Genomic DNA, 19,000 nt, shown 5'->3' with positions numbered 1-19,000 from the left:
GCAAGGTTAAGCGGGTCTTAACCTCGGCTTCCTAACCTTCCGCGGATGGCCGACTGGTGCGGCCCGACAGTCCGGACAAGACCCGAAACCGCATGCGCACGATCCGCCGCTCCCAATCGCTCATGGACCGCCTGCCGGACCCGGTGCGCGAGTTCCTGTCGCGCCGTGCCTCGGAGCTGACTGGCATGGGCGTGCTCGCCCTGATGGTCGCCGTCGCCACCGCGCTGGCGAGCTGGTCCGTCGACGATCCCAGCCTCAACAACGCCACCAGCGGCGCCGTCCGCAACTGGCTCGGCCGTCCGGGCGCCATGGTCGCCGATCTCCTGATGCAGCTCATCGGGCTCGGCGTCATCGCCCTGCTGTTCCCGCCGGTGATCTGGGCGCTCAGGCTCGTCCGCTTCCACATCTTCGATCGCGGCGCGCTGAAGCTCGGCCTCTGGGTTGTCGGCGTCGCCGCAACCGCCGCCGTCGCCAGCGCCTTGCCGGCAACCCCGCGCTGGCCCCTGCCCACCGGCATGGGCGGCGTCATCGGCGACGGCCTGCTGTTCGGCACGCGCAATATCGCAGGCATCGCCGGCAGCGCAGTCGGCAGCCTGGTCGGTTTCCTCTATGCCGGCATCGCCATTCTCGCGGTCACCGCCGCCGCCGGCTTCGGCTTCGTCACCGACGAGGACCCGGCTCTCGACAACGACGAGGCCGAGGATAGCTGGTCCGACGCCGACGAGCGCCGTGACGACGAGCCCGGCATCGCGGTCATCCTGATCGGCTGGCTTGCCCATGGCGCGATGGCGCTGCGCGCCGCGATCCTGCGCCGCCTGCCGCAGCCGCCCGAGCCTGCCGTCGATACCGGCGTGGTTCCGACCCGTGACAATGGCCGCGTCCGCCGTGAGCCTCAATTCGGCGAGACACCGGCCGGCCGCCGCGGCCTGCCCGATTTCGATCCCGAGCCGCTGCCGGGCGCCCGTTCTGTTACGGGCCCGAATCGAGCGGCCGACGACTATGACCCGCCCTTCGATCTCGACGACGAGCCGCAGGACCTGCGCGATCTCAATGCCCCGCGCGTGACCATGCCGCGCGCCGCGCCGAAGCCGGGCAAGCGCATGCAGCGCGAGGCCCAGCCCTCGCTGCTCGACCGCGACACGTTCGAATTGCCGCCGCTGACCTATCTGGCCGAGCCGAAGAAGGTCGCCGCCAATGCGGTCTCGACCGACGCGCTGGAGCAAAACGCCACACTGCTCGAAGGCGTGCTGGAGGATTTCGGCGTGCGCGGCGAGATCTCGCAGGTGCGCCCCGGCCCCGTGGTCACGCTCTATGAGCTGGAACCGGCGCCGGGCACGAAGTCGTCCCGTGTGATCTCTCTCGCTGACGACATCGCGCGTTCGATGAGTGCGGTGTCGGCGCGTGTGGCGGTGGTTCAGGGCAAGAACGCGATCGGCATCGAACTGCCCAACACCCGCCGCGAGACCGTCTTCCTGCGCGAGTTGCTCGCCAGCCAGGATTTCGAGGCGACCAAGCACAAGCTCGCGCTCTGCCTCGGCAAGACCATCGGCGGCGAGCCGGTCATCGCGGACTTGGCGCGCATGCCGCATCTGCTGGTGGCGGGCACCACCGGCTCGGGCAAGTCCGTCGCGATCAACACCATGATCCTGTCGATCCTCTACCGGCTGAAGCCGGAGGAGTGCCGCCTGATCATGGTCGATCCCAAGATGCTCGAACTCTCCGTCTATGACGGCATCCCGCATCTGCTCACTCCCGTCGTCACCGATCCCAAGAAGGCGGTCGTCGCCCTCAAATGGGCGGTGCGCGAGATGGAGGAGCGCTACAAGAAGATGTCGAAGCTCTCGGTGCGCAACATCGACGGCTTCAATGCCAGGGTCGGTGAGGCCAAGGCGGCTGGCGAGGTCATCACGCGGACCGTCCAGACCGGCTTCGACAAGCATTCGGGTGAGGCGATCTACGAGGAGGAGGTCATGGACCTCGAGCCTCTGCCCTATATCGTCGTCATCGTCGACGAGATGGCCGACCTGATGATGGTCGCCGGCAAGGAGATCGAGGGTACGATCCAGCGCCTTGCCCAGATGGCGCGTGCCGCCGGCATCCATGTCGTGCTCGCCACGCAGCGTCCCTCGGTCGACGTCATCACCGGCACGATCAAGGCGAACTTCCCGACCCGCATCTCCTTCCAGGTCACCAGCAAGATCGACTCGCGCACGATCCTCGGCGAGATGGGCGCCGAGCAGCTGCTCGGTCAGGGCGACATGCTCTACATGGCCGGCGGCGGGCGCATCACCCGCGTCCACGGCCCCTTCGTCTCGGACAACGAGGTCGAGAAGGTCGTCGCCCACCTCAAGACCCAAGGCCGGCCGCAATATCTCGACGCCGTCACCTCCGAGGAGGACGAGGGTGGCGAGGACGAGGACGGCGCCGTCTTCGACAAGAGCGGCATGGGCCAGGCCGACTCGGACGACCCCTACGAGCAGGCGGTCGCGGTCGTGCTGCGCGACAAGAAGGCCTCGACCTCCTATATCCAGCGCCGCCTCCAGATCGGCTACAACCGCGCCGCATCCATCATGGAGCGCATGGAGAACGAGGGCATCGTCGGACCCGCAAATCACGCAGGGAAAAGAGAGATCCTGGTCGAATCCCAGAATCAGCACGACGATTGAGGCTTGCGACGCCGCACGCCCTTGCGGCAACCGGCGCCAGTCCTCAAATTGCCATGACGATGCTGCAACCTCAGCAGCGAACCAGGCGTTGAGACGGAAAGACCGGATCGGGACGCCCGATCTCCCGCGCCAGCGATCTCTAGGCTTCGGCAGGAGTGGCCGCGGCACAAGGAATGGAGCAGCCTTGCTCGACAGATTGACCCCGGCCGCCCGGGCTTCGGCTCTGGTGGCGACGATGATCGGGTGTGGACTCGTGGCCGGACCGCTGGCGGCCCAGCCATTGCAGCTTCAACCGCCGAAGCCCGCTGCCGCCAAGCCGGCGGCCCCGCGCCTCGTGCTGCCGCCACCCCGGCCTGCCGGGCTCGGGGAGGCGCGCAGCGCCGCCAGCCAGGCCGCTCCGGTTCAGGCTGTCGCATCGAACGCCCCTGCCGTGGCCGCCGCCGCGGCTGAGACGGCCAAGCCGGCAGCCACTCCCGCCAAGGGCAAGCAAGCCCCTCCCGCGACGCAGGAAGAGGCGGTCGAGCGGCTCAACGCCTATCTCAACAGCTTCACGACCCTGCAGGGCAATTTCATCCAGCACGCCTCCAATGGGCGGCGTCTGGAAGGGCGCATCTATATCCAGCGCCCCGGCAAGATGCGCTTCGAATACGAGCCGCCGACCACCACGGAGGTGATCGCGGACGGCACCTCTGTCGCGATCCGTGACAAGCGCCTGGCGACGCAGGATCTCTATTCCATCGGCCAGACGCCCTTGAAATTCCTGGTGCGCGAGAAGATGGACCTGGCGCGCGAGGGCACCCTCAAGGGCGCCAGCGTCGATGGCGACCTTCTCACGGTCCGCATCGAGGACCGTTCGACGCTGGGCGGCACCTCGAAGATCACGCTGAAATTCGACCTCGTTGCCAACGAACTCCGACAATGGATCGTCGTCGATCCGCAGGGTTACGAGACCGCGATCTCGCTCTACAATCTCGACACCCGTCGCCGGCCCGATCCGCAGAATTTCGTGATCGACTATCAGCGCAGGCTCTGACGGCGGCAGGCCGACCGAAAACGGCTTGCCTTTTGCGCCCTGACGACCCAGTTTCCGGCCTCCTCCCTGCCGGAATCCTCGCGTGCAACTCACCGTCACCAGCTGGAACATCAATTCGGTTCGCCTGCGCATCGGCATGGTCGGGGAGTTCCTGACCACTCACGCCCCCGACGTGCTCTGCCTGCAGGAGACCAAGACACCGGACGAGCAGTTCCCGGCCAAGGCCTTCCACCAGCTCGGCTATGTCCATCAGGCCTTCATCGGCCAGAAGGGCTATAACGGCGTCGCCATCGTCTCGAAATTGCCCTTCAGCGAGAAGGAGGCGATGTCGATGTGCGGCCGCAACGATGCCCGGCACATGACGGTGACGCTCGACAAGGCCGCCGGCCCCGCCGCCGGCATCGCCATCCATAATTTCTACATCCCGGCCGGCGGCGACCTTCCCGATCCCGAGAAGAACGACAAGTTCGCCCATAAGCTCGCCTTCCTCGACGAGATCGGCGCCTGGGGCGTGACGAAGAAGCCGACCGAGCGGCCGGCGATCCTGCTCGGCGACCTCAACATCGCCCCGCTCGAGCATGACGTCTGGAGCCATAAGCAGCTCCTCGACGTCGTCAGCCACACGCCGATCGAGACGACGACGCTGGAGACGCTGCGCAGCGAGCTCGGCTGGACCGACGCCGCCCGTACGCTGCGCCCCGAACCCGAGAAGCTCTACTCGTGGTGGAGCTACCGCGCGCAGGATTGGTCGGCAACGAACAAAGGCCGCCGGCTCGACCATATCTGGCTCTCGGACGCGCTGAAGCCGACCTTGCGCGACCTCACCTTCCTGCGCGAGGCCCGCGGCTGGGAGCGCCCCTCCGACCATGTCCCGGTCACCGTGACGCTGGATCTCTGACGAGCCTACGCCGCGCTTCATACCGCAGCGGCCCCTCAGCCATGCCGACCCGTCCTAACCGGCGGGCGAGCCCGCATGGTATGGGCCGGCGGCAAGTTCTCCGGCGAAGCCAGTCCCGTGCAGCCAGCCCCCTCCACATCGCTCTCCTTCCGCGACATGCTGCTCATACTGGCGGTCATGATCGTCTGGGGTACGAATTTCGTCGTCATCCATATCGGCGTCGCGCATTTCCCGCCGCTGCTCTTCGCCGCCCTGCGCTTCACCTTCGCGCTCTTGCCGGCGGTCTTCTTCCTCAAGCGGCCGGACGCACCCTGGAGCAAGCTCGCCGCCTATGGCGTCCTGATCGGCGCCGGCCAGTTCGGCCTGCTCTTCTTCGCGATCAAGGGCTATATCGCGCCGGGTCTCGCCTCGCTCGTGGTGCAGTCGCAGCCCTTCTTCACCATCCTGCTGGCGGCGGCGATCACGCATGAGCGCGTGCAGCCCTTCCAATTCGCCGGCCTTGCGCTCGCCGCCATCGGCATCGGCGTGATCTTGTGGCACACCGACGGCTCGACCACGCCGCTCGGCATCGTCCTCGTGCTCGGTGCGGCCTTCTGCTGGGCCGCCGGCAATATCGTGGCGCGCAGCACGCCCAAGGTCGACATGCTCGCCTATGTCGTCTGGACCAGCCTGTTCGCGATCCCGCCGCTGCTTGCCCTGTCCTGGACGATCGAAGGCTGGCCGGCGATGCGCGACGGCCTTGTCCATGCGCCAGCCATCGCCTGGGCCGCCGCGATCTGGCAGGCGGTCGGCAATGTCATGTTCGGCTATGCCGTCTGGGGCTGGCTGCTCTCGCGCTATGCCGCTGCCACCGTTGCGCCGACATCCCTGCTGGTCCCGGTCTTCGGGATGGGCGCCGCCGCGATCTGGCTCGGCGAGCCCTTGCCCGGCTGGAAATTCCTCGCGGCCGGGCTGGTGCTCTCCGGCCTGTGCCTCAACAGCCTCTGGCCGCGCTTCGCCGCGATCCGGGCGGCGAGACACCCGCCCTCGTCCTGAGTGACCGCGCTACGTCCGGTCGATCGCGTTCAGCGCCTCCTGCACCGCCGAGAGTTCACCGACGAAACCCAGCAATCGTTCTCCGATCGCGTTCACGATGGCCTCGGCCGAATCAGGCGATTCGCCGAGCACGCGCCGCATCACGCTGCGCGGCAGCCGCATCACCTGCGTCGGCTCGCGCGCGATCGCGGTGACCTGACGCGGGACTGACGTGAAGAGGGCGAGCTCGCCGATCATCGCGCCGGGGCCGATGATCTCGGTCGCCGGCTTGCCATCGTCCTGCACCGTCAGCGCGACCGCGCCGGATACCACGAGAACAGCCCCGTCCGACGGCTCGCCGGCGCGGAACAGCACGTCTCCGGCGCGCAGGATGCGGCTTTCGGCCGCGAAGGCGAGGAGCCTCAGCGCATCGCGCTCCATCAGGCTCAGCAACGGCTGCCGGGCCAGCAGGGCCATGTCTTCGTCGAGGGCCATCCGTCAGGGATTCAGCCGGTAGCCGCCGGCATCGGTGACCAGCAGGCGGGCATTGCCCGGATCGGGCTCGATCTTCTGGCGCAGCCGGTAGATATGGGTTTCGAGCGTATGCGTGGTCACCTGGCTGTTATAGCCCCAGACCTCCTGCAGAAGCACCTCCCGCGCGATCGGCTTGCGGCCGGCGCGATAGAGGAAGCGCAGGATCGCGGTCTCCTTCTCGGTGAGCTTGGTCTTGGACCCCTTCTCGCTGACGAGCAGCTTAGACCCCGGATGGAAGGTATAGGGGCCAACTTGAAAAATGGCGTCCTCGCTCGCCTCGTACTGCCTGAGATGGGCGCGGATGCGCGCCAGCAACACGGCGAACTTGAACGGCTTGACCACGTAATCGTTGGCGCCGGCCTCGAGCCCGAGCACGGTATCGGCATCGGAGCCTTGCGCCGTCAGCATCACGACAGGGCTCTTGAAACCGTTCTTGCGCATCACCTTGACGGCCTCGCGCCCGTCCATGTCGGGCAGGCCGACATCCATCACGGCGAGGTCGACACGGTCGCCTTGCACCGCCTTGATCGCCGCGGTCGCGTTGTCGGCCGTCGACAGCCGGAACTCCTCGTAGAGGGCCAGCTGCTCGGACAATGTGTCGCGCAGGGTCTGGTCGTCATCGACGAGCAGGATATGATGGACGGCGGACATGAATGGATCGCTCGCACGCAGGGATTTCGGCAACATGAGCCTGCTGAGTCGTCATCGCAAGTGAGGCCGCCTGGAATTCCCGTGAGAAACCGTTCGAACCACTCAAGCCAGCCGCATGGCGGACCGCGCAATCTCACCGCTCTGCGCGTCTTCGCCTCGGTCCATGACCGCCGCAAGGGCTTCCTCGTCGCCGGCAATACCATCTTCCCCTGCGCGCTCGGTCGCTCCGGCATCGGCACCGTGAAACGCGAGGGAGATGGCCGCACGCCGCGCTTCGACCTGCCTTTGCGCAGCATTTTCTACAGGGCTGATCGCCTCCCCCGTCCTCGCACCTTGCTGCCGCTGAAACGGATCGGGCCGCGCGACGCCTGGTGCGACGACCAGAAGGACCGCCGCTACAACCGCCTGATCGACCGCCCGCCCGGCGAGGCCGAGGAACGGCTGCAGCGCGAGGATCATCTCTATGATGTGATCGTCGAGCTCGGCTGGAACGACCGGCCGGTGCAGCGCGGGCGCGGCAGCGCGATCTTCTGGCACCTCGCCCGCGCCGGCTTCACGCCGACAGCCGGCTGCGTTGCCGTCGAGGGCCATGTCTTCGCCAAGCTGCTGCCCCGGCTGGCGCGCCATTGCCGGATCGTGGTGAGGTGAGCTAGGAAGGAAGCGGGCACCGTCTCGATCATATCTTAGGATCAGGTAGCCACGCTCCCGGGCACCGTCCCGCGACGCGGCGCCATCCCAGCCAGAGATTTGCGATGACTGATTCGGTTTCCGCGTTCCGCTTCGGGCGGATCGCCGCCATGCTGCCCGTGGCCGACATCACCCGCGCCTGCGATTTCTACGTCAGTGTCCTCGGCTTCAGGAAAACCTTCGAGAACGGCAATCCCGTCGGCTTCATGATCCTGAAGCGCGACGCAGCCGAACTGCACCTGACGCTCCAGCCCGGCCACAAGGCAGCGGATTTCAACGTTGCGCATATGATGGTCGAGGATATCGACGCGGTGCATGCCGTGATCCGCGAGCGTGGCCTGCGCATCGTCAAGGGCCTGCGCGACAAGGACTACGGCCTGCGCGCCTTCGTCTTCGAGGACCCGGACGGCAACCGCATCGATGTCGGCGAGCCCTTGAAGAAATAGCAGCGAAACCCGCTGTCTTCCCGTGCGCGCTGCGGCGCGAAGTGCCGCTGCGCAGACACGGAACCGTCGTCAGAAGAGAGCGCCCTATCAGGAAAACGGTCCCGCATCTGCGCAGCAGCATTGCATGCTGCAGCGCGTGCGGGATGACCGCACCTTGAAAGAGGTCACCCCCGCGCCCCGAAAATCGCGCTGCCGACGCGCACATAGGTCGCGCCAAGCTGGATCGCCGCCTCGTAATCGGCGCTCATGCCCATCGACAAGCCCTTGAGTCCGTTGCGGGCCGCGATCTTTGCGAGCAGGCCGAAATGCGGCGAGGGCGGCTCGTCAGCCGGCGGAATGCACATCAGCCCCTCGATCGCGAGACCGTGAACCTCGCGGCAGCGGGCAATGAACGCATCTGTCTCGGCCGGCAGCACGCCGCCCTTCTGCGCTTCTTCGCCGGTATTGACCTGAACGAAGAGCCGCGGGGCCTTGCCCAGCCGCGCGATCTCGCGTGCCAGCTCCTTGGCCAGGCTCTCGCGGTCGAGCGACTGGATGACGTCGAAGAGCTCCACCGCCTCGCGCGCCTTGTTCGACTGCAGCGGGCCGATCATGTGCAATTCGGCGTCGGGGAAGCGCTCCTTCAGCGCCGGCCACTTCGCCTTGGCCTCCTGCACGTAGTTCTCGCCGAAGACGCGCTGCCCGGCTTCAAGCACTTCGACGATCTGCTCGGCCGGCTTGGTCTTGGAGACCGCAACCAGCGCGACCGAACCGGCTTCACGCCCGAAATCGCGCTCGGCCCGGCTGATCGCCGTCCGAATTTCAGCCAAACGCGTAACCGTATCGCTCATCTGCCAGCCTCTCATGCCCTGCGCGCCGTTGACCGCGTGCGCGCAATGGTGTCCTAGAGCAGGTTGCAAGATTCCGACATCCGGTTTTTGCATTCAGCCCCTGCGCCGGCCTGCCTCCGGGAGCCGGCAAACCCGCAAGAATTGCCCGCTGACATGGCCGTCGAACGCTACAATCCGAAAGAGTCCGAGCCGAAATGGCGCACCGTCTGGGAGGAGCGCAAGCTTTTCGAGACGAGGAACGACGACACCCGGCCGAGCTACTACGTCCTCGAGATGTTCCCCTACCCGTCGGGGCGCATCCATATGGGCCATGTCCGCAACTATGCGATGGGCGACGTCGTCGCGCGCTACAAGCGCGCCAAGGGCTTCTCGGTGCTGCACCCGATGGGCTGGGATGCGTTCGGCCTGCCGGCCGAGAACGCTGCCAAGCAGAAGAAGGTTCATCCGCGCGAATGGACCTATGAGAACATCGCGACCATGCGCAAGCAGCTCAAGTCGATGGGCCTGTCGCTCGACTGGAGCCGCGAGCTCGCGACCTGCGACCCCAGCTACTACCGCCACCAGCAGAAGATGTTCCTGGACTTCCTGAAGGCCGGGCTGGTCGACCGCAAGACCGCCAAGGTCAACTGGGACCCGGTCGACGAGACCGTGCTGGCCAACGAGCAGGTCATCGACGGCCGCGGCTGGCGCTCCGGTGCCCTGGTCGAGATCCGCGAACTCACCCAGTGGTTCTTCAAGATCACCGAATACGGCCAGGAGCTGAATGACGCTCTGGAAGGCCTGACCCGCTGGCCCGAGAAGGTCCGGCTGATGCAGAAGAACTGGATCGGCCGCTCGGAAGGCCTGCTAGTTCGTTTCGCCCTCGAATCGAATGGCGCCGGGCAGGACGAGGTCGAAGTCTACACGACCCGCCCCGACACGCTGTTCGGCGCCAAGTTCGTCGCCATCGCGCCCGATCACCCGATCGCCAAGTCGATAGCAGCCAAGAGCCCCTCGCTGCAGGCCTTCATCGAAGAATGTAAGCGCACCGGCACGGCGCAGGAAGCGATCGACAAAGCCGAGAAGCTCGGCTTCGACACCGGCCTGCGTGCCATCCACCCGCTCGATCCGAACTGGACGCTGCCGGTCTATGTCGCGAACTTCGTGCTGATGGAATACGGCACCGGCGCCATCTTCGGCTGCCCGGCCCATGACCAGCGCGACCTCGACTTCGTCAACAAATATGGCCTCGGCAATACCCCGGTCGTCGCGCCCGAGGGCACCGACCCCGCCGGCTTCGTCATCACCGACACCGCCTATGACGGCGACGGCCGCATGATCAATTCCCGCTTCCTCGATGGCCTGACCATCGCGGAAGCCAAGGAGGAGGTTGCCCGCCGCCTCGAAGGCGAAACCCGCGGCAATCGCCCGGTCGGCCAGCGCAAGGTCAATTTCCGCCTGCGCGACTGGGGCATCTCGCGCCAGCGCTACTGGGGCTGCCCGATCCCGGTCATCCATTGTTCCGCTTGCGGAACGGTGCCTGTGCCGGATACCGATCTCCCCGTGCAGCTCCCGGACGATGTCTCCTTCGAGAAGCCGGGCAACCCGCTCGACCATCACCCGAGTTGGAAGCACGTCGCCTGCCCGCAATGCGGCAAGGACGCCCGTCGCGAGACGGACACGATGGACACCTTCGTCGATTCGTCCTGGTACTTCGCCCGCTTCACCGATCCGTGGCGGACCGAGAGCCCGACCGACCGCAAGGCTGTCGACCGCTTCCTGCCGGTCGACCAGTATATCGGCGGCGTCGAGCACGCGATCCTGCATCTGCTCTATTCGCGCTTCTTCACCCGCGCGATGAAGAAGACCGGCCATGCCGGCCTGGACGAGCCTTTCGCCGGCCTGTTTACGCAAGGCATGGTCGTGCACGAAACCTACCGCGCCGCCAATGGCGACTGGGTCGAGCCGGGCAATGTCCGCATCGAGGTCTCCGGCACTGACCGCCGCGGCTTCGATGTCGACACCGGTGCTCCGATCGAGATCGGCTCGATCGAGAAGATGTCGAAGTCCAAGAAGAACGTCGTGGACCCCGACGATATCATCGCCTCCTACGGCGCCGATACCGCACGCTGGTTCATGCTCTCGGATTCACCGCCGGATCGCGATGTGATCTGGACCGACGAGGGCGTGCAGGGCGCGGCCCGCTTCGTCCAGCGTCTCTGGCGCCTGGTCGCGGAGATCGCCGAGCGCACCGGCGGCAAGGCCGAGAAGCCCGCCGCCATTGGCGAAGCCGCGCTGGCGCTGCGCAAGGCGAGCCATCGCGCGCTCGAAGCCGTCGGCGCCGATATCGAGCGCCTCGGCTTCAATCGCTGCGTCGCCCATATCTACACGCTGACCAACGCCATCGGTAAGGCGCTCGACGGCGCGGCCGAGACGCCCGAGCTCGATGCCGATATCGCTTTCGCGCTCCTTGAGGCTGCCACGATCGTCACCCAGCTTGTGGCGCCGATGATGCCGCATCTGGCCGAGGAATGCTGGCACGCGCTCCGCCAGCAGGGCCTCGCCGGCGAGGCATCCTGGCCGGAGGTTGATCCGGCGCTGCTGAAGGATGACAGCATCACGCTGCCGGTCCAGATCAACGGCAAGAAGCGCGCGGAAGTGACCGTGGCCGCCGATGCCGATACGGTGGCGGTGGAAGCGGTCGTGCGGGCCAGCGAGGCCGTTCAGCGGGCCCTCGAAGGGCGTCCGATCCGCAAGATCATCGTGGTTCCCGGGAGAATCGTGAATGTCGTCGTCTGAAGCCGCTCTCCCCCGCCGCAGCTTGCTGGCAGCCGCGCTGATGGTCGCCGCCCTTGCGGGCGGCTGCTTCCAGCCGCTCTACTCGGACTACACCGCCAGCACCGTTGGCGGCAGCGTCAAGACGGCGCTGCGCGGCATCGAGATCCCTGAGATCAAGGGTGTGACCGGTCACTATTTCCGCAACGAGCTGGTCTTCGAGCTCGACGGCGGCGGCGATTCAGACGCGCGCAAGACCCTGAAACTCGAAGCAGTGCTCGGGGAATCGGTCGAGATCGTCACCGTCGACTATGCCAACGGGCGCGCCGATTCGGCCGTGCTGGTGGCGACCGTAAGTTGGAAGCTCATCCGCCAGGGTTCGGGCGAGGTCGTCTCCTCCGGCACGAATTCCGTCCGCGTCCCCTATGAACGCTCCTCGCAGCGCTTCGCCACCGTGCGCGCCGCGCGGGATGCGCAGATTCGCGCGGCGAAGAACCTCGCCACCATCGTCCGGGGCCAGATCGCCGCCGATATCACCTCCTAACGCGCCATGGTTGCGATCAAGGCGCACGAGGCCGAACGAACCCTCGCACGGCTCGATCCTGCCTGGCGGCTGGTCCTGATCTACGGCCCCGATGCCGGCCTCGTCTCGGAACGGGCGGCGGGGCTTGCGCGGGCTAGCGTCGACGACCCCCACGACGCCTTCCAGCTCATCCGCATGGACGGCGACGCCATCGCCTCCGATCCGCTCAAGCTGGCCGACGAGGCGAACACGATCGGCCTCTTCGGCGGTCGCCGCGCCATCCGCGTCTCACCGACCTCGAAGCCGCTGCTGGCGGCGCTGGAGCCCCTGCTGGCGACACCGTCCCAGGACGCACTCGTCATCATCGAGGCCGGCGATCTGCAGCGCAGCAATCCCATTAGGACCGCCTGCGAGAAGGCGAAGACGGCGCTCGCCGTGCCCTGTTATGGCGATGCGGCCCGCGATCTCGGTTCGATCATCGACGAAATGGTCCGCGCCGCCGGCAAATCGATCGACCGCGTCACGCGCGATCACCTCACCGGTCTGCTTGGTGGCGACCGGCAGACCTCCCGCCGCGAGATCGAGAAGCTGCTGCTCTATGTCGGCTCGGACGCAGCCGTCCAGATCGAGCACGTCGACGCCGTCGTCGGCGATACCGCTCAACGCGAACAGGCGATGCTGGTCGATGCTGTCTTCGCCGGAAAGCTGCCGGTTCTCGACCTCGCCCAGGCCAAGCTCAGCAGCGAAGGACTCGATCCCGGCGTGATGCTCGGCGCCGTGCTGCGGCAAGCGCTGACGCTCCTGAAGGCGCGCCAGTCGATCGACGCCGGGAAAGGGCTCCGCGATGTCGTCGCGACGATGCGCCTGCCCTATCCGCGCATCGCGACCACGGAAGCTGCACTCAATGCCTGGTCCAGCGCGAAATTGAGCGAAGCCGTCGGCCTGCTGGGCAATGCCGTGCTGGCGACGCGGCAGAACGCCGATATGGGCCGCGCCATCGCGACCCGTGCCCTCTGGACGCTCGCCCGGCTCGGACGTGCCGGGCGGCCCGAGTAAGCGCTGTCGACACTCGGTGGCAGCAAATGCGGAGCCACTTTATTTGTCATTCCGGGGCTTCGCGAAGCGAAGAGCCCGGAATCCACGACTGGGCAGGACATCCGATGCATGTTGTTGGCGGCTCACCCGGTCGTGGGTTCCGGGTTCGCGCCTGCGGCGCGCCCCGGAATGACAATGGTGTTCCGATCAAGCTTTCAGGCGGTGACAGAGCGCGTCGAGCTGCTCGAGCGTCTTGTAGCCGATCTTGACCTCGCCCGAGCCGTTCGCCCGATGCCCGATCAAGACGGATAAGCCGAGCGCCTCTTCCAGCGCCTTCTCGAGCGCACGCGTGTCCGGATCCTTCGCCGCCTTCGGCTTGCTCGGCACCGAGCTCTTGGTCTCGCCCCGCGCCTCTTCCTGCACGATCCGCTCGATATCACGGACGCTCAGGCCGTCGTCGATGATCTTCTGCGCCATGAATTCCGGGTCCGAAACGGACAGGAGCGCACGGGCATGGCCAGCGGAAACCGCGCCTTCGCTGACCAGCTTGCGCACCGGCTCCGGCAGCTTCGACAGGCGCAGCGTGTTGGCGACATGGCTGCGGCTCTTGCCGATCACCCGCGCCAGGTCGTTCTGCGTATAGCCGAATTCGGCGATCAGGCGCTCATAGCCCGCCGCCTCTTCGATCGCGTTGAGGTCCGTGCGCTGCACGTTCTCGACGATAGCGATCTCCAGCGCCTCGCGATCATCGGCCTCGACCAACAGAACCGGGACGTCATGCAATTCGGCCCGCTGGGCCGCGCGCCAGCGACGCTCGCCGGCGATGATCTCGTAGGCGTCCATCATTCCGGGGATGGAACGAACGATGATCGGCTGGAGAATACCGCGCTCGCGGATCGAGGTCGTCAGGTCCTCGAGATCCTCCTCCACGAAATTGCGACGCGGATTGCGGGCGCTCGGCCGCAGGAACTCGACGGGGACACGACGCTGGCCGCGCGCCCGCTCGATCGCCCCGATCTCATCTCCGACATCGCCGATCAGCGCCGCCAGACCGCGGCCAAGGCGGGAACGCCCCTGTTCTTCGGCCATTGCCATCCTCATCAACCTCTATTTGTAATTTATGCCGCGGCCCGCAGGGCGCGCTCGCGCTTGATCACTTCCGAAGCCAATCGCAGATAGGCCTGCGAGCCGGAGCAGCGCAGATCGTAGAGCAGCGCCGGCTTGCCATAGGACGGCGCCTCCGAAATCCGCACATTGCGCGGGATCACGGTCTCGTAGACCTTGTCGCCGAGGAAGCTCTTCACATCCGCCATCACCTGCCCGGACAGGTTGTTGCGGGGGTCGAACATGGTCAGCACCACACCCTGGATAATCAGGCGCGGATTGAGACCGGCCTTGACCTGCTCGACGGTCTTGAGCAGCTGGCTCAAGCCTTCCAACGCGAAGAACTCGCATTGCAGCGGCACCAACACCGCGTCCGCTGCCGTCATCGCATTGATCGTGATCAGGCTGAGCGAAGGCGGGCAATCGATCAGGATATAGGTCAGGTCCTGGCAACGCTGGTCATAGACCAGCTCGTCGATCGCGTTCTTGAGGCGATGCGCCCGATCCTTGGCCGAAGCGATCTCCAGCTCGACACCGAGCAGATCGAGCGTCGAGGGCGCCAGCGACAGGCCGGGAACCGCCGTCTGCTGCAGTGCCTGCCCCAGTCCGACATCGCCACAGAGCACGTCATAGGTCGAGGATTTGCGGTTGCGGCGATCGACGCCGAGCCCTGTCGACGCATTGCCCTGCGGGTCGAGGTCAACGATCAGCACCTTCTCGCCAATGGCGGCCAGGGCGGTGCCAAGGTTGATCGCGGTCGTCGTCTTGCCGACGCCACCCTTCTGATTCGCAAGCGCGATCACGCGCGGGCGGCGCGGTGTCGTCACGGATGTGAGCTCAGTCATGGATCGGCTCGTCTCTCCGCCGAGCGCACCACCAGGATTCGCGCGGCATCGTCAGTCACGGAGGAAACCGTTGTCGCTTGAATCTTCCAATATCTGGCCGAGTCGGTCAATTCCGCATCTAGATGTTGTCCCTTGGGAAAGAGACCGAGCGTGCCGGTTCTCAACAGCTCTTCGCACCAGCCGAGCAACTGGGGCAGGGGCGCCAGCGCCCGAGCCGTCACGACCTCAGCCTTCCCGGTGAAATCGCCGATCACGTCCTCGATGCGGGCTGCGTGGACCTTGACCGGCGCCCCGGTGATGCGGGCCGCGTGGCGCAGGAACGCGCATTTCCGGGCATTGCTCTCGACCAGATCGATCTGGCCCTTGCCCTGCTCCGCCAGGCAGATGCCGATCACAAGTCCGGGAAAGCCACCGCCGGAGCCGAGGTCGAGCCAGCGCTCGCGGCCCTCGGCCAGGCCGAAGATCTGCAGGGAATCCGCGATATGGCGGGTCCAGACATCGGCCAGCGTCGCCGAGGAGACGAGGTTCTTCGCCGCCTGCCAGCGCCCGAGTTCTGCAACCAGAAGAGCGAGGCGCTCCTCTGTTTCACGTGAAACAGGCGTCAAGCTCAAAGCGCGCTGGCGGTCGTTCTTATCAACAGTCACGTCGTACCTGTGGATAATGCGGGCGTTCGGCGCTTTCGGGCGTGAGCCGCCAGCAGCGTCAGGGCTGCCGGAGTCATGCCTTCGATCCGGCCCGCCTGGGCCAGGTCGGCCGGTCGCTGAGCCGCCAGCTTGAGCTTCAATTCGTTCGACAGGCCCGAAATCGTGTCGAGGTCGAGATCGGCCGGAACCTTCAGGGATTGATCGCGGCGATAGGCCTGGATCTCCGCCGCCTGCCGGTCGAGATAAACCGAATAGACGGCATCCGCGGTCACCCGCGCCACAACCGGCGCGGCATACTCCGTCAGCTCCGGCCAGACGGCAGCCAACTGCTCGAAACTCACATCCGGATAAGACAGAATCTGGTACGCACTGCGGCGCAAACCGTCCTGGTTGAGCTGAAAGCCGACGGCTTGCGCTTGCTGCGGCGTCAGCGAGAGGCCCTTCAAGGTCTCGCGCAAACCGGAGATATCGCGATCCCGGGTCTCGAAAGCGGCCTGTCGCATCGAGCCGACGATGCCAAGCTGCACGCCCAGCGCCGTCAATCGCTCATCGGCATTGTCGACACGCAAGGACAAGCGGAATTCCGCTCGCGACGTGAACATTCGATACGGTTCCGTAACGCCATGCGTCACGAGGTCGTCGACCAGCACGCCGATATAGGATTGCGTGCGATCGAACACGGCGGCCTCAGCCCCGCCTGCCATTCGCGCCGCGTTCAAGCCGGCAAGCAGCCCTTGAGCGCCCGCCTCTTCATAGCCGGTCGTGCCGTTGATCTGCCCCGCCAGGAACAACCCGGCAAGCGCGCGTGTTTCGAGCGTGTTCTTCAGGGCGCGCGGATCGATGAAATCATACTCGATCGCATAGCCCGGCCGCAGCATCGCCGCCCGCTCGAGGCCGGGGATCGTCTTCAGCAGGTCGAGCTGGACGTCTTCGGGCAACGAGGTCGAGATCCCGTTCGGATAGACGGTATCGTCATCGAGGCCCTCGGGCTCCAGGAAGATCTGATGGCCGTCGCGATCGCCGAAACGCCCGACCTTATCCTCGATGGACGGGCAGTAGCGCGGTCCGCGCCCCTCGATCTGGCCGGAGAACATCGGAGCACGGTGCAGATTGGCCCGGATGAGATCATGGCTCGCCAGCGTCGTCCGGGTGATCCCGCAGGAAATCTGCGGGTTGGTAATGGTCGTCGTCAGCGCAGAGAAAGGCTCCGGCGGTTCATCACCCGGCTGCATTTCGAGCGCAGCCCAATCGATGTTGCGTCCGTCGAGGCGCGGCGGCGTTCCCGTCTTCAGCCGTCCGAGCGGGAAACCATGGCGCTCCAGTGTTGCCGACAGGCCAAGTGACGGCGCCTCGTCGACACGTCCAGCCGGAATCCGCTTCTCGCCGATATGGATCAGGCCACGCAGAAAGGTGCCGGTCGTCAGCACGACCGTTCCGGTTCCGAATCGGCATCCATCCGCCAACACAACCCCGGTGACACGCCCGGCTTCGACCTCCAGGTCGAAAACCTCGCCGGCGACGATGTCGAGATTGGGTTGCGCCACCAGAAGGTCCTGCACCGCCCGGCGATAGAGCTTGCGATCCGCCTGAGCGCGCGGCCCGCGGACCGCGGGGCCCTTCCGGCGATTGAGCATGCGGAACTGGATGCCGCCGAGATCGGCAGCCCGCGCCATGATGCCGTCGAGCGCATCGATCTCGCGAACGAGATGTCCCTTGCCGAGGCCACCAATGGCCGGATTGCAGGACATGACGCCGATGGTTTCCGGCTTATGCGTGACCAGGGCGGTGCGGGCGCCGTAGCGCGCCGCAGCTGCGGCCGCTTCGGCCCCGGCATGGCCGCCGCCGACGACGATCACGTCGTAATGCTGCCGATGAATTGACATGCGGTTTCGCTAGCGAAGCGCGGCGGATGGGTCAACGGCAATCGCGGAAACGTGGCCGGATCCCGCCGCTTCCTCACTTTCCGATACAGAATCCAGCGAAGAGGCGGTCGAGCACATCCTCGACATCGATCCGCCCGACCAATCGTTCCAGCGCGACGACGGCAAGCCGGATATCTTCCGCCAGGAGCTCGCCCTGCCCATGACGCGCCGTCGTGGCGCGTTCGAGCGCCGCGATCGCGTCTGCGACGGCCATGCGATGGCGCTCGCGGGTAAGAAGCGCAGATTCCCCCGATCCAAGCTGCTGGAGGCGGGCCGCGATCTCGGCCAGCAACTCGTTCACGCCCTGGCCAGTCCTGACGGAGATCGCCTGCTCCCCGGGCAAGGCCGATCCCGGAAGATCGGCCTTCGTCGCGAGCTTGAGCAACTGAGCCTCGCTCTCGATTCGATACGGCTCCGAATCGATACCGCGCAAGCCGAGAACGAGATCGGCACGGGCAACCAGAGCCCGCGCTCGGCGAACCCCTTCGGCTTCGATCGGGTCGGCGCTGTCGCGAAGGCCGGCCGTGTCGATCAGGATCACCGGAAGGCCGGCGAGATCCAGTCGCACCTCCAATGTATCCCGCGTCGTTCCTGCGATCGGCGAGACGATTGCGACCTCGCGGCGTGCCAGCGCATTGAGCAGGCTGGACTTGCCCGCATTGGGTGGCCCGGCCAGCACAACGACGAACCCTTCGCGAACACGCTCGCCCATGGCGAAGCTGCCGAGGGCGCTCTTCAGCGAACCGAGCACGTCTGAGGCGAGATCCAGCGCCTGCTTCTGCAACGGGCCCGACACATCCCCTTCATCGGAAAAATCCAGTTCGGCAGCGAGCAGGCTCATGGCCTCGATCAAGCTCGCCCGCCACGTCGTGGCGAGCGTGCTCAATGCGCCGTCCATCTGGCGCAGCGCCTGCTTGCGCTGCCATTCCGTTTCCGAATCGATCAGGTCCGCCAGGCCCTCGACAGCGGCAAGGTCCAGCTTGCCGGCCTCGAAAGCTCGCCGCGTGAACTCCCCGGCTTCCGCGAGCCGGATATCGGGCAGGGCAGTGAGAACGCTCAGAAGCCGCGCCAGGACGGCTCGCGAGCCATGGACGTGGAATTCGGCGACATCCTCGCCGGTGAAACTGGCGGGAGCGGCAAAAAACAGGACAAGCGCGCTATCGATAGCCGCGCCTCGCGCATCGACCAGCTTCCGCAGGGTCGCGACCCGCGGTTCGGGGATGAGCCCTGCAAACGTTTCGAGAACGAATCGAACGCGCGGTCCGGAAACTCTGATCACGGCAACGCCGGCTTTGCCGGGCGCCGAGGAGAGGGCCACGATCGTCGTATGGGCGTGTGGAACCATCATGCCTGTCGAGTAGTGCCGTATCGAGCGACTTCTTGAACGAGGTCCCGACGAACATCAAGGCTGTCA

At 66.1% G+C, this 19,000-nt stretch carries 17 protein-coding genes; 9 read left to right on the top strand and 8 right to left on the bottom strand.

Going from position 1 to position 19,000, the window contains the following annotated elements; all coding sequences use genetic code 11:
* Positions 1–92: 92 nt before the first annotated feature.
* The 4 genes from AC6RIC_RS01540 to AC6RIC_RS01525 all read left to right on the top strand — a co-directional run bounded on the left by AC6RIC_RS01540 (position 93) and on the right by AC6RIC_RS01525 (position 5,632).
* Positions 93–2,666 carry a DNA translocase FtsK gene (locus tag AC6RIC_RS01540; protein ID WP_499734836.1) on the top strand — a complete coding sequence of 858 codons (2,574 nt, stop codon included), beginning with the start codon at positions 93–95 and terminating at the stop codon, positions 2,664–2,666.
* Between the two features lie 253 nt (positions 2,667–2,919).
* Positions 2,920–3,699 (top strand): LolA family protein, encoded by a 780-nt coding sequence (locus AC6RIC_RS01535; protein WP_499734835.1) that lies wholly within the window; start codon positions 2,920–2,922, stop codon positions 3,697–3,699.
* Between the two features lie 82 nt (positions 3,700–3,781).
* On the top strand, positions 3,782–4,597 hold the full coding sequence (gene xth, locus AC6RIC_RS01530) for an exodeoxyribonuclease III (RefSeq protein ID WP_499734834.1): 816 nt from the start codon (positions 3,782–3,784) through the stop codon (positions 4,595–4,597).
* Between the two features lie 75 nt (positions 4,598–4,672).
* Entirely contained in the window at positions 4,673–5,632 is a 960-nt protein-coding gene (locus AC6RIC_RS01525) for an EamA family transporter (RefSeq protein WP_454654399.1), read from the top strand.
* A gap of 9 nt (positions 5,633–5,641) precedes the next feature.
* On the opposite strand, the gene AC6RIC_RS01520 is transcribed toward AC6RIC_RS01525, so the two are convergent.
* Both AC6RIC_RS01520 and AC6RIC_RS01515 read right to left on the bottom strand, forming a co-directional pair.
* Positions 5,642–6,106: a cyclic nucleotide-binding domain-containing protein gene (locus tag AC6RIC_RS01520; protein WP_499734833.1), complete on the bottom strand. Its 465-nt coding sequence runs from the start codon at positions 6,104–6,106 to the stop codon at positions 5,642–5,644.
* 3 nt (positions 6,107–6,109) lie between these two features.
* Positions 6,110–6,796: a response regulator transcription factor gene (locus AC6RIC_RS01515; RefSeq protein ID WP_454654397.1), complete on the bottom strand. Its 687-nt coding sequence runs from the start codon at positions 6,794–6,796 to the stop codon at positions 6,110–6,112.
* An 81-nt stretch (positions 6,797–6,877) separates the two neighbouring features.
* On the opposite strand from AC6RIC_RS01515, the gene AC6RIC_RS01510 reads away from it, so the two are divergent.
* A complete protein-coding gene (locus tag AC6RIC_RS01510) occupies positions 6,878–7,444 on the top strand; it encodes a L,D-transpeptidase family protein (RefSeq protein ID WP_499734832.1) in 567 nt (188 codons plus the stop codon).
* 104 nt (positions 7,445–7,548) lie between these two features.
* Positions 7,549–7,929: a glyoxalase superfamily protein gene (locus tag AC6RIC_RS01505; protein WP_499734831.1), complete on the top strand. Its 381-nt coding sequence runs from the start codon at positions 7,549–7,551 to the stop codon at positions 7,927–7,929.
* A 164-nt stretch (positions 7,930–8,093) separates the two neighbouring features.
* On the opposite strand, the gene AC6RIC_RS01500 is transcribed toward AC6RIC_RS01505, so the two are convergent.
* The gene (locus tag AC6RIC_RS01500; RefSeq protein ID WP_454654393.1) at positions 8,094–8,759 is read right to left on the bottom strand and encodes a YggS family pyridoxal phosphate-dependent enzyme; all 666 of its coding nucleotides are present in this window, start codon (positions 8,757–8,759) and stop codon (positions 8,094–8,096) included.
* 153 nt (positions 8,760–8,912) lie between these two features.
* Here AC6RIC_RS01500 and leuS point away from each other — a divergent pair, with 153 nt between their 5' ends.
* From leuS to holA, 3 genes are read left to right on the top strand one after another with little or no spacing between them, the layout of a single operon-like run.
* Positions 8,913–11,537, top strand: a complete 2,625-nt coding sequence (leuS, locus tag AC6RIC_RS01495) for a leucine--tRNA ligase (protein WP_499734830.1) — start codon at positions 8,913–8,915, stop codon at positions 11,535–11,537.
* Positions 11,524–12,057: a hypothetical protein gene (locus tag AC6RIC_RS01490; protein ID WP_499734829.1), complete on the top strand. Its 534-nt coding sequence runs from the start codon at positions 11,524–11,526 to the stop codon at positions 12,055–12,057. The genes leuS and AC6RIC_RS01490 overlap by 14 nt, the downstream gene beginning before the upstream one ends.
* A gap of 6 nt (positions 12,058–12,063) precedes the next feature.
* Positions 12,064–13,092 (top strand): DNA polymerase III subunit delta, encoded by a 1,029-nt coding sequence (holA, locus tag AC6RIC_RS01485; RefSeq protein WP_499734828.1) that lies wholly within the window; start codon positions 12,064–12,066, stop codon positions 13,090–13,092.
* 186 nt (positions 13,093–13,278) lie between these two features.
* Here holA and AC6RIC_RS01480 read toward each other — a convergent pair whose 3' ends face one another.
* From AC6RIC_RS01480 to mnmE, 5 genes are all read right to left on the bottom strand, one after another.
* Positions 13,279–14,160 carry a ParB/RepB/Spo0J family partition protein gene (locus tag AC6RIC_RS01480; protein WP_499734827.1) on the bottom strand — a complete coding sequence of 294 codons (882 nt, stop codon included), beginning with the start codon at positions 14,158–14,160 and terminating at the stop codon, positions 13,279–13,281.
* Positions 14,161–14,189: 29 nt separating this feature from the next.
* The gene (locus AC6RIC_RS01475) at positions 14,190–15,020 is read right to left on the bottom strand and encodes a ParA family protein (protein WP_499734826.1); all 831 of its coding nucleotides are present in this window, start codon (positions 15,018–15,020) and stop codon (positions 14,190–14,192) included.
* The gene (gene rsmG, locus AC6RIC_RS01470; protein ID WP_499734825.1) at positions 15,017–15,664 is read right to left on the bottom strand and encodes a 16S rRNA (guanine(527)-N(7))-methyltransferase RsmG; all 648 of its coding nucleotides are present in this window, start codon (positions 15,662–15,664) and stop codon (positions 15,017–15,019) included. The genes AC6RIC_RS01475 and rsmG overlap by 4 nt, the downstream gene beginning before the upstream one ends.
* Positions 15,661–17,547, bottom strand: a complete 1,887-nt coding sequence (gene mnmG / locus AC6RIC_RS01465) for a tRNA uridine-5-carboxymethylaminomethyl(34) synthesis enzyme MnmG (RefSeq protein WP_499734824.1) — start codon at positions 17,545–17,547, stop codon at positions 15,661–15,663. Before mnmG ends, rsmG begins: the two co-directional genes overlap by 4 nt.
* Positions 17,548–17,620: 73 nt before the next feature.
* A complete protein-coding gene (gene mnmE, locus AC6RIC_RS01460; RefSeq protein ID WP_499734823.1) occupies positions 17,621–18,934 on the bottom strand; it encodes a tRNA uridine-5-carboxymethylaminomethyl(34) synthesis GTPase MnmE in 1,314 nt (437 codons plus the stop codon).
* Between the last annotated feature and the right edge of the window lie 66 nt (positions 18,935–19,000).

The sequence above is a fragment of the Allobosea sp. TBD101 genome (assembly GCF_059817965.1).
The sequence above is the reverse complement of the archived record's forward strand: the minus strand, read 5'-3'. Positions and strand labels throughout refer to the sequence as shown.